12 protein-coding genes are annotated in these 15,584 nt (G+C 66.7%); 5 read left to right on the top strand and 7 right to left on the bottom strand.

Going from position 1 to position 15,584, the window contains the following annotated elements; translation table 11 throughout:
* Nucleotides 1-37: 37 nt before the first annotated feature.
* Nucleotides 38-1,249 (bottom strand): MFS transporter, encoded by a 1,212-nt coding sequence (locus tag ACPYOD_RS16605; protein ID WP_481302818.1) that lies wholly within the window; start codon nucleotides 1,247-1,249, stop codon nucleotides 38-40.
* Nucleotides 1,250-1,314: 65 nt separating this feature from the next.
* Complete coding sequence (locus ACPYOD_RS16600; RefSeq protein WP_481302817.1) at nucleotides 1,315-1,812, bottom strand: gluconokinase; 498 nt, start codon at nucleotides 1,810-1,812, stop codon at nucleotides 1,315-1,317.
* Between the two features lie 93 nt (nucleotides 1,813-1,905).
* Here ACPYOD_RS16600 and ltaE point away from each other — a divergent pair, with 93 nt between their 5' ends.
* Complete coding sequence (ltaE, locus tag ACPYOD_RS16595; RefSeq protein ID WP_481302816.1) at nucleotides 1,906-2,919, top strand: low-specificity L-threonine aldolase; 1,014 nt, start codon at nucleotides 1,906-1,908, stop codon at nucleotides 2,917-2,919.
* Here the strand turns inward: ltaE and ACPYOD_RS16590 are convergent.
* The 4 genes from ACPYOD_RS16590 to ACPYOD_RS16575 form a co-directional block, all read right to left on the bottom strand.
* Nucleotides 2,913-3,701 (bottom strand): N-acetylmuramoyl-L-alanine amidase, encoded by a 789-nt coding sequence (locus ACPYOD_RS16590; protein ID WP_481302815.1) that lies wholly within the window; start codon nucleotides 3,699-3,701, stop codon nucleotides 2,913-2,915. The two genes, ltaE and ACPYOD_RS16590, sit on opposite strands and share 7 nt — an antisense overlap.
* Entirely contained in the window at nucleotides 3,698-4,144 is a 447-nt protein-coding gene (locus ACPYOD_RS16585; RefSeq protein ID WP_481302814.1) for a hypothetical protein, read from the bottom strand. The genes ACPYOD_RS16590 and ACPYOD_RS16585 overlap by 4 nt, the downstream gene beginning before the upstream one ends.
* A 90-nt stretch (nucleotides 4,145-4,234) precedes the next feature.
* Entirely contained in the window at nucleotides 4,235-5,347 is a 1,113-nt protein-coding gene (gene zapE / locus ACPYOD_RS16580; RefSeq protein ID WP_481302813.1) for a cell division protein ZapE, read from the bottom strand.
* Nucleotides 5,344-6,042 carry an alpha/beta hydrolase gene (locus ACPYOD_RS16575; RefSeq protein ID WP_481302812.1) on the bottom strand — a complete coding sequence of 233 codons (699 nt, stop codon included), beginning with the start codon at nucleotides 6,040-6,042 and terminating at the stop codon, nucleotides 5,344-5,346. The genes zapE and ACPYOD_RS16575 overlap by 4 nt, the downstream gene beginning before the upstream one ends.
* A gap of 48 nt (nucleotides 6,043-6,090) precedes the next feature.
* Between ACPYOD_RS16575 and ACPYOD_RS16570 the strand changes: the two genes are divergently transcribed.
* Nucleotides 6,091-6,675, top strand: coding sequence for an acyl carrier protein phosphodiesterase (locus ACPYOD_RS16570; protein WP_481302811.1), 585 nt, complete (start codon nucleotides 6,091-6,093; stop codon nucleotides 6,673-6,675).
* Nucleotides 6,676-6,737: 62 nt separating this feature from the next.
* Here the strand turns inward: ACPYOD_RS16570 and ACPYOD_RS16565 are convergent, their stop codons facing one another.
* Complete coding sequence (locus ACPYOD_RS16565) at nucleotides 6,738-7,235, bottom strand: c-type cytochrome (RefSeq protein ID WP_481302819.1); 498 nt, start codon at nucleotides 7,233-7,235, stop codon at nucleotides 6,738-6,740.
* A 361-nt stretch (nucleotides 7,236-7,596) separates the two neighbouring features.
* On the opposite strand from ACPYOD_RS16565, the gene ACPYOD_RS16560 reads away from it, so the two are divergent.
* From ACPYOD_RS16560 to ACPYOD_RS16550, 3 genes are all read left to right on the top strand, one after another.
* Nucleotides 7,597-8,844: an efflux RND transporter periplasmic adaptor subunit gene (locus ACPYOD_RS16560; RefSeq protein ID WP_481302810.1), complete on the top strand. Its 1,248-nt coding sequence runs from the start codon at nucleotides 7,597-7,599 to the stop codon at nucleotides 8,842-8,844.
* A gap of 70 nt (nucleotides 8,845-8,914) precedes the next feature.
* Nucleotides 8,915-12,157, top strand: coding sequence for an efflux RND transporter permease subunit (locus ACPYOD_RS16555; protein WP_481302809.1), 3,243 nt, complete (start codon nucleotides 8,915-8,917; stop codon nucleotides 12,155-12,157).
* Between the two features lie 136 nt (nucleotides 12,158-12,293).
* The gene (locus ACPYOD_RS16550) at nucleotides 12,294-15,416 is read left to right on the top strand and encodes an efflux RND transporter permease subunit (protein WP_481302808.1); all 3,123 of its coding nucleotides are present in this window, start codon (nucleotides 12,294-12,296) and stop codon (nucleotides 15,414-15,416) included.
* Nucleotides 15,417-15,584 lie beyond the last annotated feature (168 nt).

The following is a 15,584-nucleotide window of genomic DNA, read 5'->3' as shown; positions in this document are numbered from 1 at the left end:
AGATGTGTATAAGAGACAGGGTTCCCGCGGGTCACGGTCAACCTTGCGCAGCCCGCTTCGGGTTCGGCAGCAGCGCCGCCAGCAACCCGATCGTGGGCAGGAACGCGCAGATGGAATACACGGCTTCGATGCCGATGTGGTCGGCCAGTTCGCCGAGCACCGCCGCGCCCAGGCCGCCCATGCCGAACGAGAAACCGAAGAACAGGCCGGAGATCATGCCCACCTTGCCCGGCACCAGTTCCTGCGCGAACACCACGATCGCGGGAAACGCCGAGGCGAGGATCAGGCCGATGGCAATCACGAGAGGCGCCGTCCAGAACAGGCTGGCGTGCGGCAGCAATAACGTGAACGGCAATGCGCCCAGGATGGAGAACCAGATCACGTGCTTCCGCCCGAAGCGGTCGCCCAGCGGTCCGCCGAGGATGGTGCCGACGGCCACCGCGCCGAGGAACGCAAACAGGTAGTACTGCGCGCTTTCGACCGATACGCCGAAGCGGTGGATCAGGTAGAAGGTGAAGTAGCTGGTGAGGCTCGCCAGATACACGTACTTCGAGAAGATCAGCGCGAGCAGCACGGCGATGCCGCGCCGTGCCTCCGCCGTGGCGGGCGCCGTACTCTGCTGCGCGCCGCCGGTCTTCAGGCGCGGCAGTCCGTGATGGCGATACCACTGGCTGACGTTCCACAACACGGCACATGAAAGCAGGGCGAGCAGGGCGAAGAACGCGAGGCTTGACTGGCCCCAGCGAACGACGACGAGCGCGGCGGCCAGGGGGCCGAGCGCCTGACCCGCGTTGCCGCCCACCTGGAACAGCGACTGCGCCAGCCCGTGTCTTCCTCCCGCAGCCATGCGCGCCACGCGCGAGGACTCAGGATGGAAGACCGAGGAACCCATGCCCAGCAATGCCGCTCCCAACAGCAGGATCGGATAGGCGTGAGCCCTGGAGAGTACGAGCAGGCCGACCAGCGAGAACAGCGTGCCGGCGGGGAGCGCGAGCGGCGTGGGCCGGCGGTCCGCGTAAAGGCCGATCAGCGGCTGCAGGATCGACGCGGTCACCTGGTAGGTGAGGGTGATGAGCCCGATCTGGCCGAAGTCGAGCTGGAAGTCGGACTTCAGGCCGGGATAGATCGCCGGAAGCAGCGATTGCATCATGTCGTTGAGCAGGTGGCAGAAGCTGATCGCGAAGATCACGCCGAAGACGGTCGTGTCCGCGCGACGGCCGTCCAGCACCGCGTCGACGGGGGCTTGCATGGGGCATTCCTGGGGGGGCGGGGAATGCATATGAGAACACGCGCCCGTCGACGGGGCCAGTGACTCTACGTCCCGGAGCAGGCCGAGCGGATGATCGACTCGATGACCTCGGCGGGCGGCAAGCCGACCTCGACGTGCAAGGCTTCCTCTTCCGAGGGTTCCTCCAGCGTACCCAGCTGGCTGTCGAGCAGGGCGGGGTCGAAGAAGTGGCCGGCGCGACTGGCAAGGCGTTCGGCCAGCAACTCCCGCGCCCCGCGCAGATAGACGAACCGCACGTCGTCGTGCCCGGCTCGCAGGAAATCGCGGTATGTCCGCTTGAGCGCGGAACATGCGACGACGAGCGATTCCCCTGCGTTCCGATGCCTGTCCATCTCGGCCACGATGGCCTCGAGCCAGGGCCGCCGGTCGGTATCGTCCAGCGGTATGCCGTGCGCCATCTTCTCGCGGTTCGCCTGCGGGTGCAGGCTGTCGCCATCCACGAAGGGCTGTCCCAGCCGCGTGGCCAGGCCTTCGCCGATCGTGCTCTTTCCGCTGCCGGACACGCCCATCACGATGGTGATCATGCGGCGAAGCTTGCCGTGGCTTGGGCCACGGAACCGTGAACGGGTTGGATTACCATCGGGGGCTTAACTCCTCTTGCGAAATGCGACTTGCCCATGGATACGATCGACCTGCGAAGCGACACCGTCACGAAGCCTACCGACGCCATGCGCGAGGCGATGCTGCGTGCGCCGGTAGGCGACGACGTGTACGGCGAGGACCCGACCGTCAATGCCTTGCAGGAACGCCTGGCGGCCGACCTCGGCTTCGCTGCCGCATTGTTCGTTCCCACAGGCACACAGAGCAACCTGCTGGCTCTCATGAGCCACTGCGAACGCGGCGACGAGTACATCGTCGGCGCGGATGCGCACACCTACCGCTTCGAGGGTGGCGGTGCCGCGGTACTGGGTTCGATCCAGCCGCAACCGATCCTCCAGGATGCCGACGGAACACTGCCCCTCGACAAGGTGGAGGCATCCATCAAGCCCGACGATCCTCATTTCGCGCGCACGCGGTTGCTCGCACTGGAAAATACCTGGCATGGCCGTCCCTTGCCGTTCGATTACCTCGCCGAAGCGCGTGGCCTCGCCACGCGCCGGGGACTCGGCTCCCATCTCGATGGCGCACGCCTGTACAACGCCGCCGTGGCGTACGGCCGACCCGCGCGCGAGGTGGCGGCGCCCTTCGACAGCGTGTCGGTGTGCCTGTCGAAAGGACTCGGCGCACCGGTCGGATCGGTGTTGCTGGGCGATGCCGCACTGATCGGCCGCGCGCGGCGCTGGCGCAAGGTGGCCGGCGGCGGTTGGCGCCAGGCCGGGATGCTGGCCGCGGCGGCGATGCATGCGCTCGACCATCACGTGGAGCGCCTGGCCGACGACCATGCGCGTGCCGCCCGCCTCGCGGAAGGGTTGCGCCGGATCGACGGACTGGTGGTGAAGGGATGTCATACGAACATGGTGTTCGTGGACGTGCCGGCCACGCGCCTGAAGGACCTTGCGGCGCACATGGCGGCGCGTGGCGTGAAGCTCAGCATCGGCTACCTTCCGTCGATCCGGATGGTGACGCACCTTGACGTGGACGATACGGCCATCGAGCGCACGATCGACGCGTTCGCATCCTTCGCTTACTGAGCCTGCGGGCGGGGCGCCATCAGCTTGCGTTGCAACGAGTACAGGATGGCGGCGTCGGTGTTGTCGAGCGGGGCGTCGCTTTCCATGGCGCGATAGTGCCGATGGAACGCGGCGATGGCGGCGCGCGGTTCGGACACGTCGTAGCCGACCAGGCGCATGGCCGCCAGGCTGTCGAAGCCCGGTGGTGCGGGGATCAGTACCGCGTCGGGCCACAGGCCGAAGCCGTAGCTGGCGAGCGTGGCCCAGGGAAACAGGGCACTGGGATCGGTCTTGCGTCCCGGCGCGATGTCGCCGTGCCCGACCACGGCTTCGCGCGGAATACCCAGGCGCGATGTGAGATCGGCCAGGAGCTTCACCAGGGACTGGATCTGCGGCTGGGTGAAGGGCGACACCCCGTCGTTGTCGATCTCGATGCCGATCGACGAGGAGTTCAGGTCGGTCATGCCGGCCCAGCGGGATGCGCCGGCGTGCCACGCGCGGTCGCCGTCGTCCACCAGCTGGTCGATGCGGCCATCGGCCTCGACAAGGTAATGGGCGCTGACCTGGCCCTCGCTGTTGCGCGTGCTGAGTACGCGCAGCGATTCCTTCGCGTTGCCGATCGACGTGTGGTGCAGCACGATGATCTGTGCCTTGCGCGCGTTGTAATTCGGCGAGGGCGTCCATTGCGCGAGGGCGCTACGCTCGGGTGCCCGCTGCGTGGTGGCGCATCCCGCGAGCGCCGCAAGCGCCGCCAGGAAGATTGCGAGGCGGAGGCGGCGCCGATGTGCGGACGGTGGATTCATTCGACCCGGAAATCGCTGCTGGTGATGACCCAGGCGATCTCGTCGCCGACATCGCCGGCGTCTTCGCGCGAAGCCACCACGATCTGCAGGTCGACGCAGTCATGGCCTTCGGAGAGCCACTCGGTCTTTTCCAGCGCCATGCCGCCTGCTTTCAGGGCGTCCTTGAGCGTGGGCAAGTCGGTGTCGAGCAGTTCGATGCCTTCGTGCGAGAGTTTGCCGCCGAGCACCTCGATATCGCAGAGCTTGTCGTCGAGGAAGCGCAGGCGCAGCCACTCGGCGCCACTGCCGTCGGTGTATTCGTCTTCGTCGTCCCACATGGATTCGCCGGCTTGCGGCGCCTTGTGGTTGAGTCCCTGCCGCAGCCGCGCGCGCGGGATGCCGAAGAAGATTTCCGTCGTGCCGCAACGAATGCCCCGACCGGGGACCAGCTCGCAGTGTTCCATGGCATACCTCGTCAGATGGCGCGGGAGACCCGCCCATGAATCATGAAGGTTGAAGAGTGCGACGGACCAGCCGGTTCCGTCCACCCGGGCTCAGGGTTTATGGTCACGGCCAAGGTAGGCCTCGCTCTGCATTTCGATGAGCCGCGATTCGGTGCGGCCGAACTCCGCGCGTAACTTCGTACCGTCGTACAACTCGGTGATCGGCGCGGCGGCGGACACCACCAGTTTCACGTTCCTGTCGTAGAACTCGTCCACCAGGAGGACGAAGCGCTTGGCTTCGTTCTCCGTGTACATGGTGAATTGCGGCACGTTGGACACGATCGCCATCGGGTATGCCTTCGCTAGCTCGATGTAATCGGCGACGGCGCGCGGGCCCTCGCACAAGGCCTCGAAATCGAACCACACGATGTCGTCCGCGCGCTTGCGCACCGGCACGTCGCGGCCTTGCAGGTGGATCGTGCCGCCCTCCACGACGGCGCCCTGGGCTTGGCCCGTGAAGATGCGGGCCAGCGAGCGTTCGGCTTCCGCGCCCGGTGGCACGAGGTACACGGGAGCCTGGCTCAGCGCGCGCAGCCGCCAGTCCCTCGGCGAGACCATCTCGTGCACCACGCAATGCCTTTCGATGGCGGCGATGGCCGGCAGGAAGCGGGCGCGCTGGAGGCCGTCCTTGTACAGGCCGGCGGGCGCCGTATTCGACGTGGTGACGAGGCTGACGCCCCGCGCGAACAGGCCTTCCAGGAGCCCGGCGAGGATCATCGCGTCGCCGATGTCGGACACCAGGAATTCGTCGAGGCACAGCACGCGGCATTTCGCGGCGAGCCGCTCGGCCACGTCGTCCAGGGGATTCTGCCGGTCGCCGAGTTCCCGCAACGTGGCGTGCACCTCCAGCATGAAGCGGTGGAAGTGCCGGCGCAGGGCGAGGCCAGGGGAGAGGCTGGAGACGAAGAGATCCATGAGGAACGTCTTGCCGCGCCCCACGCTGCCCCAGAGGTACAGCCCCGGCACGCTCTTGCGCGGCTCGTTCCCGAGCATGTTGCGCAGGCGGCCGAACAGCCCGCCGTTACCGGGTTCCGGTGAGCACAACGCGGCATGCAGGCGATCGAACTCCGCGATCACCGGAAGCTGGGCGAGATCGGATTCCCAGCGATGCCCGGCGACGCCGTCCCGGTAGCGCTCGCCCGGCGTTGCTTCGGTGCAGGTCATGCGACGCGTGGCCCCGGCAGCCAGTCCTTCACCGCGTTCTTGATGACACCGCGGAGGTCCATGAGGCGGCGGTGGAAGAAATGGCTGGTTTCTTCCATCTTCACGAAGTGCGGGCGGCTCGCCTCCGGCAGGCTGTCCACCCAGTCGTAGACGGCCTGCGGTTCGACGATTTCGTCTGCGTCGCCCATCACCACCAGCCAGGGACAGGCCGGAAGTTCGATCTGCGAGAAATCCCAGCTGCGTCCGGCGGCGGGCGGGGCGATGCTGATCAGCGCGTTGGCGTCGAGCCGCACGGCGTTCAACAGCGTGACGTAGCTGCCGAACGAGAACCCGGCCAGCCAGAGCGCCGCGGCGGGACGTGCCTTCCGGGCCCACGCGACGACGGCCGCGAGATCGTCGCTCTCGCCCTTGCCGTGGTCGAAGCTGCCTTCCGAGCGGCCGACGCTGCGGAAATTGAAGATGACGGTATCGAGACCGGATTCGCGCAGCGAGCGCTCGATCATCGTCACCACCTTGTTGTGCATGCTGCCGCCTTCGGCGGAAAGCGGATGGCAGACCACGGCGATGCCGTTGCGGGCGACGTCCGGCGACGCCGGCTTCGCTTCGCATTCCAGCTTGCCCGCGGGCCCCGCGAGCGCGAAGCTGGTGTTCTCGGCCGGAAAGACGTCCGGCGCTGCAGGTAGTAGATCGCTCATGTCCGCCATGATACCCGCTGACCGTGCGCCTCGCGGCGGAGCAAACCCATGAACGTGCTGGCGCATGCGTTCCTGTCCGGGGGCGACGCGCAGCTCAGGCTGGGCGGGGTGCTGGGAGATTTCGTCCATGGCACACCCGATCCGGCCTTGCCACAGCGGGTTCGCGACGGCATCCACCTGCACCGGGCCATCGACAGCTTCACCGACGCCCATCCCGAAGTGCGCGCGGCGCGGGAGCGCATGCAGCCGCCGTTCCGCAGATACGCCGGGATCCTGCTGGACGTGTGGTTCGACCACCTGCTGGCCCGTGACTTCGCGGCATGGAGCGACGTGCCGCTCGATGCATTCTCCGGGAACCTGCGCGCGGAACTGCACGCGGCGGAGGCGATCCTTCCCGAGGGCCTGAAACGCTTCCTCTCTTACATGGATCGGCATGACCTGCCCGCAGGCTACGCGCAGGTCGAGCGCGTGGCCGGTGCTTTCGCCGGATTATCGCAGCGGCTGTCCCGGGCTAACCCCGTGGCCGACGGCGTGCCGGTGCTGCAGGCGCAGGCGGCCGAACTCGAAAGAACTTTCGCGAATTTCTTTCCCGACCTTCGGCGCTTCGCGGACGCCCGCATCGCCGCCCTGTAATAAAGAGGCGAAAAAAAGCCGCGAATCGATCGCGGCTTTCTCGAGGTGCGGACAAGGCGCGGTTACTTCACCTGGTCGACCATCCACTTTACGGTATTGCTCACCTGCTCGTCGGTGAGCGCCGGATTGCCGCCCTTGGCAGGCATGTGGTTGCCGTCGGGGCCGGTATAGCCCTCGATGGCGTGCTTCGTGAGGGTGGCAAGGCCCTCGGCGACGCGCGAGCCCCACGCGCCCTTGTCGCCCAGCTTCGGCGCGCCAGCCACGCCGGCCGTGTGGCAGCTGTGGCAGAGGTTGTCGTAGATGGTCTTGCCGTCGGTGCTGCCGCCGTAGGCCACCTGCGAGGCGGCGGCCTTGGCCGCGGCTTCCTGGGCGGCCAGCATGGCGGCGCGGCCCGTGTCACCGGCGTAGACACCGCCGACGGGAGCGATGCGGGCCTCGGTGCGCTTGGCTACCGCGGGGTCCTGCTCCTTGGGAATGTTGCTGTAGATGGCATACGCGATGACCATCAGGAGGACGGCCAGGACACTGAGGCCGGCGGTCAGCCATGAGAACTGACGCATGAAGTTCTGGTCGGACTTGCTCGGAGAACCGCTCACGCATTGACTCCACTGATTTTGGGTGTGCCGTCCCCCTCCCCGGGATCCGGCGTGCCTGCCGGCCGCAATGGCGGCGTCGAACCCAGCGAGTATAACGGAACCTCCGCGTGAGTCAGCGGTCTCCATCCGGATGCCCGCGGGGGGACGGGACGACACGTGCCGTCAGTCATGGCGCACCCCTGTCAACCGGCATTGTTCAATTCCGTTCCCCTACACCTATATTGGCGCCGTCCATCATTCATGTTTTGGGGGTATAAACCCCCGTGGCACACGGCGTATCGGGCGAAACCGTGGGTCGTCCGGCTATTTATCCTGGGAGTGTTGCATGTCGCGTTTTTGGAAGATCGCGCTGGCGGTCATCGTCGTTCTGGTGATAGCGGGCATTTTCATCGTCCCCCGCCTGGGCCACCACGGCGGCGACGCCAATGCACAGGGCAAGGCCAATGGCGAGGGCCAGGGCGACCAGCCGCCGGTGCCGGTCACCGTGGTTCCGGTCGCCTCGCAGGACGTGCCCGTATACCTCGTCGCCACCGGCACCGCGCAGGCCCGCAATTCCGTGGTGGTGCGCCCGCAGGTCGGTGGCCAGCTGATGAAGCTGAACTTCCAGGAAGGCCAGGAAGTGAAGGCCGGCGCCGTGCTTGCGGAAATCGATCCGCGCACCATCCAGTCGCAGTACGACCAGGCCATGGCGAAATTGCGCCAGGACCAGGCCGCCGCCGCCACCGCGAAGAACAACCTCGAGCGTTCGCAGAACCTGGTCAGCAAGGGCGGCCAGCAGTACGTGTCCAAGCAGGACCTGGACAACCTGAAGAACACGCTCGACCAGGCAAGCGCCACCGTGGTGGCCGACCAGGCGTCGATCCGCGCCTCCCAGGTGCAGCTGGGCTTCACCAAGGTCATCGCGCCGATCGACGGTCTCGCCGGCATCCGCGCGGTCGACGTGGGCAACATCGTGTCCACCTCGGATTCGATCGTCACCCTCACCGAGGTGCACCCGATCTACGTGTCGTTCAACCTGCCCGAGAAGAACCTCGACCTCGTCCGCAGCGCCATGCGTGACGATCCGGCCAACCCCCTGGAGGTCGACGCCCTTGATCGCGTCGATGCCCACGTGGTGACCACGGGTCACCTGGACGTCATCGACAACACCATCGACACGACGACCGGCACCTTCCGCCTGCGTGCGCTCTTCGACAACCAGAAGACCGAGCTCTGGCCGGGCCAGTTCGTGAATGCCCGCGTGCGCGTCCGCACGGTGAAGGGCGGCCTGGTGGTGCCCGCGCAGGCGGTGCAGCGCGGGCCCGATGGCGACTACGTGTACCTCGTGCAGGGCGACAACACGGTCAAGATGCAGCCGGTGGAAACCGCCAGCGAAGTGGGCGACAGCCACGTGCTGCTCAGCAAGGGCGTGAAGCTGGGCGAGAAGGTCGTTACGGAAGGCCAGTTCCGCCTCAAGCCGGGCTCCAAGGTGCAGCCGCTGGCGCCGGGCCAGGTGCCGGCCGCGCCGACCGCGGAAGAACTGCAGAAGGCGTCGGCGAAGAAGGGCCGCGAGGGCGGACGTCGCGGCGGCTGATAGCGCGCGGCGCGCCCATGACGGGCGCGCCGACCATGGACCGCTTTGGTCCCGATACCAGGAACACACCGTGGGTTTCTCGACACTCTTCATCCGCCGGCCGATCGCCACGTCACTGCTCATGGTGGCGGTGCTGCTGCTCGGCATCCTCGGCTACCGCCAGCTGCCGGTATCGGCGCTGCCGGAGATCGACGCGCCGAGCCTGGTGGTCACCACGCAGTACCCCGGTGCCAGCGCCACGACGATGGCGGCACTGGTCACGACGCCGCTGGAACGCAATTTCGGCCAGATCTCCGGCCTGAACATGATGAGCTCCGACTCGTCGGCCGGCCTGTCGACGATCATCCTGCAGTTCAACATGGACCGCGACATCGACATCGCGGCACAGGACGTGCAGGCCGCCATCAACCAGGCGCGCGGCACGCTGCCGAACAACCTGCCGTATCCGCCGGTGTACAACCGCGTGAACCCGGCCGACGCGCCGATCATGACGCTGATGCTCACCTCGGACACGCGTCCGCTGCGTGACGTGAACAACTTCGCCGATTCCATCCTGGCGCAGAAGCTCTCGCAGGTGCAGGGCGTGGGCCTCGTGTCCATCGCCGGCAACGTGCGCCCGGCCGTGCGCATCCAGGTGAACCCGGCGCAGCTGGCGAACCTCGGCCTCACCATGGAGGACGTGCGCAGCTCCCTCACCCAGGCCAACGTCAACGCTCCCAAGGGCACGCTGAACGGCAAGACGCAGTCGTACAGCATCGGCACGAACGACCAGCTCGTCGATGCCGCCGAGTACAAGGGCACCATCATCAGCTACAAGAACGGCGCACCCGTGCGCCTGTCCGACGTGGCGAACGTGATCGACGGAGTGGAGAACGACCAGCTGGCCGCATGGGCCAACGGCAAGCCTGCCGTGCTGCTCGACATCCGCCGCCAGCCCGGCGCGAACATCGTGCAGACGGTGCAGCAGATCCGTGAAACCATTCCGGACCTGCAGAAGGTGCTGCCGGCCGACGTGCACCTGAAGGTGTTCTCCGACCGCACCATCACCATCCGGGCCTCGGTGGAGGACGTGCAGTTCACGCTCATCCTCACCATCTGCCTCGTGGTGGCGGTGATCTTCGTCTTCCTGCGCCGCCTGTGGGCCACGGTGATCCCGTCGGTGGCAGTGCCGCTGTCGTTGATGGGCACCTTCGGCGTCATGGCTTTCGCCGGCATGTCGCTGGACAACCTCTCGCTCATGGCGCTCGCGGTCGCGACCGGCTTCGTGGTCGACGACGCTATCGTCATGATCGAGAACATCGTCCGCTACATCGAGCAGGGCCAGGACGCGAAGACGGCCGCCGAGGTCGGCGCGAAGGAAATCGGCTTCACGGTGCTGTCGCTGACCGTGTCGCTGGTCGCGGTGTTCCTGCCGCTGCTGCTGATGCCGGGCGTCACCGGCAGGCTGTTCCACGAGTTCGCCTGGGTGCTGACGATCGCGGTGTCGATCTCCATGCTGGTGTCGCTGACCCTCACGCCGATGATGTGCGCCTACCTGTTGCGGGCCGACCAGCTGCCCGACGCGGAAGACGCGCACGAGCATGCCGCGGCGGCGGGCAAGCACACCACGTGGTCGCGCATCGTCGAAGGCTACGGCCGCAGCCTGGACTGGGTGCTCGACCATCGTCCGCTCACCATGATCGTGGCCGGCCTCACCGTCGCGCTCACCGTGGCGCTCTACATCGTGATCCCGAAGGGCCTGCTGCCGGAGCAGGACACGGGCCTCATCACCGCGGTGGTGCAGGCCGACCAGAACGTGGCCTTCCCGCAGATGGAGCAACGCACGAAGGCCGTGGCCGACGCGTTGGCCAAGGACCCCGCCGTCTCGGGTGTCGCGGCCTTCATCGGTGCCGGTTCGATCAATCCCACGCTCAATCAAGGCCAGATTTCGCTGGTGCTGAAGGAGCGCGGCGACCGCGACGGTCTCGACGTGGTGCTGCCGCGCCTGCAGCGGGCCGTGGCGAACGTGGCCGGTGTTGCGCTGTACCTGAAGCCGGTGCAGGACGTGACGCTCGACAGCCAGGTATCCGCCACCGAGTACCAGTACTCGATGTCGGACGTGAATTCGAGCGAGCTTTCCGGTTACGCGCAGCAGATGACGTCCGCGCTGCGCAAGCGCCCCGAACTGGCCGACGTGGACAACAACCTCGCCGACAAGGGCAACGCGCTGAAGCTCACGATCGACCGCGACAGTGCCAGCCGCCTCGGTGTGCCGGTGCAGACGATCGACGACACGCTCTACGACGCCTACGGCCAGCGCCAGATCTCCACCATCTTCACCCAGCTCAACCAGTACCGCGTAGTGCTGGAGGTGTCGCCGGAGTACCGGAACAGCACGGACCTGCTTAACAAGCTCACCGTGCGCGGCAACGGCAACGGCGCGCTCACGGGTTCCAACGCCACCAGCTTCGGCCAGCTGGCCTCGAGCAATTCGGCCACGCCGGCAGGTATCGGCAATACCGGCAACGTGGGCTTCCAGGTCGGTGCCGGTGGCACGATTCCGCTGGCCGCGCTGGCGAGCGCGCAGGTCACCAGCGCGCCGCTGGTGGTGAGCCACCTGCAACAGCTGCCTTCCGTCACGATCTCCTTCAACCTCGCGCCCGGCTATTCGCTCTCGAGCGCAGTCGACGCCATCCATGAGGTGGAGAAGGACCTGAACTTCCCGCCGCAGGTGCGTGGCCAGTTCATCGGCAAGGCCGCCGAGTTCTCCTCGTCGGTGGGTGACGAGGTACTGCTGCTCCTCGCGTCGATCATCGTCATCTACATCGTGCTGGGCGTGCTCTACGAGAGCTACATCCACCCGCTCACCATCATCTCCACGCTTCCGCCCGCCGGCGTGGGCGCGTTGCTGGCGCTGCTCCTGTGCGGCATGAGCCTGTCCGTGGACGGCATCGTGGGTATCGTGCTGCTGATCGGCATCGTAAAGAAGAACGCGATCATGATGATCGACTTCGCCATCGAGGCGAAGCGCACCGGCATGAACGCCACCGATGCCATCCGCCGTGCCTGCCTGCTGCGCTTCCGCCCGATCATGATGACCACGGCGGCCGCGCTGCTCGGTGCGCTGCCCCTGGCGTTGGGCAACGGCATCGGTTCGGAACTGCGCAAGCCGCTGGGCGTGTCGATCGTGGGCGGCCTGCTGCTGTCGCAGCTGGTCACCCTGTACACCACGCCGGTGATCTACCTGTACATGGAGCGGTTCTCCGACTGGCTGGCCGAGCGCAAGCGACGACGCGCCCTGGCGCACGACGCGCACCCGCAAGCCGCGGGCTGATGACGCCCACGCGCGGGGGACACCGAAGCCACCCCATTCGCCGGACGGTTCGCCGCCCGGCGAAACCTTTTTCGAACTGGCGCGTTAGGGACCGGATGCCCCGACTTCCCATGCCCCACATAAGCCCGTCCGCGCAATGAATATCTCCGGCCCGTTCATCCGTCGCCCCATCGGTACGTCGCTGCTGGCGATCGGCATCTTCGCGGTCGGCATCATCTGCTACGCGCTGCTCGGCGTGGCCGCGCTTCCCAACATCCAGTTCCCGGCGATCTTCGTCCAGGCATCGCAGTCCGGCGCGGACGCGAGCACGATGGCATCGACCGTGGCCGCGCCGCTGGAGCGCCACCTCGGCCAGGTGCCGGGCGTGGAATCGATGCGCTCGAACAGCTCCGAAGGCAGCACCTTCGTGCTCCTGTTCTTCCAGAACGGCGTGAACATCGACTCCGCGGCGCGCGACGTGCAGGCGGCGATCAATGCGGCACAGCCCGACCTCCCCTCGGGCTTGCTGAACCAGCCCTCGTACACCAAGGCGAACCCCAACGACGATCCGATCATCGTGCTGGCGCTCACCTCGGACACGGTGGCGCCCACCGACCTGTACAACATCGCCGATTCGGTGCTGGCGCAGCGCCTGCGCCAGCAGGAAGGCATCGCCACCGTCGACATCGCCGGCAGCGCGACGCCCGCCATTCGCGTAGACGTGAACCTGCGCGCGCTGAACGCCATGGGCCTTTCGCCGGACCAGCTGCGCAACGCCCTCACCGCCGCCAACGTCACCTCGCCGCAGGGCTTCCTCAGCGACGGCCACACCACGATGGCGGTGACCGCCACCGATTCACTGCACAAGGCCGACGAGTTCGCGAAGCTCATCATCGGGGTGAAGGACGGCGTGCCGATCCGGCTGTCCGATATCGCCAAGGTGTACGACGGACAACAGGATGCCTACCAGGCGGCGTGGTTCAACGGCCGCCCCGGCATCCTGATGTACGTGTACAAGAAGGCGGATGCCAACGTCATCGAGACGGTGGACCGGGTGAAAGCCCTGATGCCGCAGATGCAGACATGGCTACCGGGCGGCGTGCGGCTGCATTCCTTCTTCGACGGCACCCCGACCATCCGCGCGTCGCTCCATGAGGTGCAGGCCACGCTGTTGATCAGCCTGGCCATGGTCATCATGACGATGGCGCTGTTCCTGCGCCGCCTGGCGCCCACGCTCATCGCCGGCGTCGCGGTGCCGCTCTCGCTGGCGGGCGCGTTCATCGCGATGTACGCCTTCGGCTATACGCTCAACAACCTCACCCTGCTGGCGCTCGTGATCGCCATCGGCTTCGTGGTGGACGACGCCATCGTCGTGATCGAGAACGTCATCCGGCACATGGACGAGGGCGTTCCCCGCTTCGAGGCGGCGTTGCTCGGTGCGCACGAGATCGGCTTCACTATCGTATCGATCACCGGTTCCCTCATCGCGGTGTTCATTCCGCTGTTGCTGGCGCCCGGCGTCATCGGCATGTTCTTCAAGGAATTCACGGTCACCCTGGTGGCGGCGATCGTCGTGTCGGCACTGGTATCGCTTACCCTCACGCCGTCGCTTTGCGCCCATTTCCTCACCGCGCACAAGGACGACAAGCCGCAGTCCAGGCTCGGCCGTGCGCTGGAGCGCGGACACGAGCGCATGCTGGGCATGTACCGCCGCGCGCTCGACTGGACGCTGCGCCACGCGCTGCTGATGGCGCTCACGCCGCTGGTCCTCGTCGGCGTGACCATCGTCCTCTTCGGCATGGTGAAGGGCGGCTTCTTCCCGCCGCAGGACACAGGCCTCATCGGTGCCCGCGCCACGTCGAGTTCCACCGTGTCCTTCAGCGAAATGAAGACACGCCAGGCCCGCCTCACCGAGATGCTGCTGGCCGATCCCGACGTGAAGGCCGTGGGGTCGCGCCTGGGCACCAGCCGCACCGGTTCCAGCGGCTTCTTCAACATCGAACTGAAGACGATGGCGGAGGGACGCAAGGAAAGCACCTTCGCGGTGCTCGACAGGTTGTCCACGAAGGCGAACAAATATCCGGACCTCAACCTGCGCCTGCGCCCGATCCAGGACCTGCCGACCGGCGGTGGCGGCGGCAGTTCGCAGGGCGGGCAGTACTCGGTGTCGCTGAAGGGCGACGACGTGGCCGAACTGCAGGTATGGGTGCCGAAACTGGTGGACGCCCTGAAGAAGAACCCGATGCTCAAGGACGTCGGCAGCGACATCGATGCGGCGGGCCTGCGCCAGAACATGGTGATCGACCGCGATACGGCCGCGCGTCTCGGCGTGGGCGTCGGCGACATCGACGGCGCGCTGTACAACGCGTTCGGCCAGCGTGCGGTATCCACCATCTATTCGGACATCAACCAGTACCGCGTCATCGTGAACGCCTTGCCGCAGATGGCGGCCACTCCGGAAGCGCTCAACCAGATCTACGTACGCTCGAAGTCCGGCGCCATGGTGCCGATCTCCGCCGTGACCCGTCAGGAACCCGGCCTCTCACCCACCCAGATCGTGCATGAAGACCAGTACACGAGCATGGCCGTGAGCTTCAACCTCGCCCCGAACGTGAGCATGGGCGAGGCCATGGAGATCATCCAGAGGACGGTGGATGGCATGCGCATGCCGGGCGATATCCGCCTCGATACCAGCAGCAGTTTCGGCCGGTTCCAGCAGGCGCAAAGCAACATGCCCCTGCTCATCCTTGCAGCGATCGTCGTGGTCTACCTGTTGATGGGCATGCTCTATGAAAGCCTCATCCACCCGGTGACGATCATCTCGACGCTGCCCGCGGCGGGCGTGGGTGCCCTTGCCGCGCTGGTCATCACCGATACCGAGCTGTCGGTGGTGGCGATGATCGCACTGGTGCTGCTCATCGGCATCGTGAAGAAGAACGCGATCATGATGATCGACTTCGCCCTGGTCGCCCAGCGCGACCACGCCCTGAACTACAAGGAAGCCATTCGCGAGGCCTGCCTCGTCCGCTTCCGGCCTATCATGATGACCACGATGGTGGCCATCCTCGCCGCCACGCCGCTGGCGATCGGTCTCGGCGAGGGCGCGGAACTGCGCCGTCCGCTCGGCATCGCCATGATCGGCGGCCTGGTGATCTCGCAAAGCCTGACCTTGCTGTCCACCCCGGCGCTCTACGTGATCTTCGCGTGCCTGTCGGAGCGCTGGAAGGCGCGCAAGGCGCGGCGGCTGGAGCGTCGGCGGGCCCTCGCCAGGGCATCCTGAACCGATACCTCAACGGACCGCCAAAAATCCATGTGGGCAGGCCCATGTGAGGAGACCCTTGTGGGAGCCGGCTATGCCGGCGATCCCGCGGCAGCGGGCACTCTCGCGAGCGCGTATCGCCGCTGAAGCGGCTCCCACAGGGCAGGTCCCACGGGGCAGGAGCGCCTT

The organism is Luteibacter sp. HAY1-4A, assembly GCF_056755355.1.
Note: the sequence above shows the minus strand (reverse complement) of the source record. Positions and strands in the feature narration are given on the sequence as shown.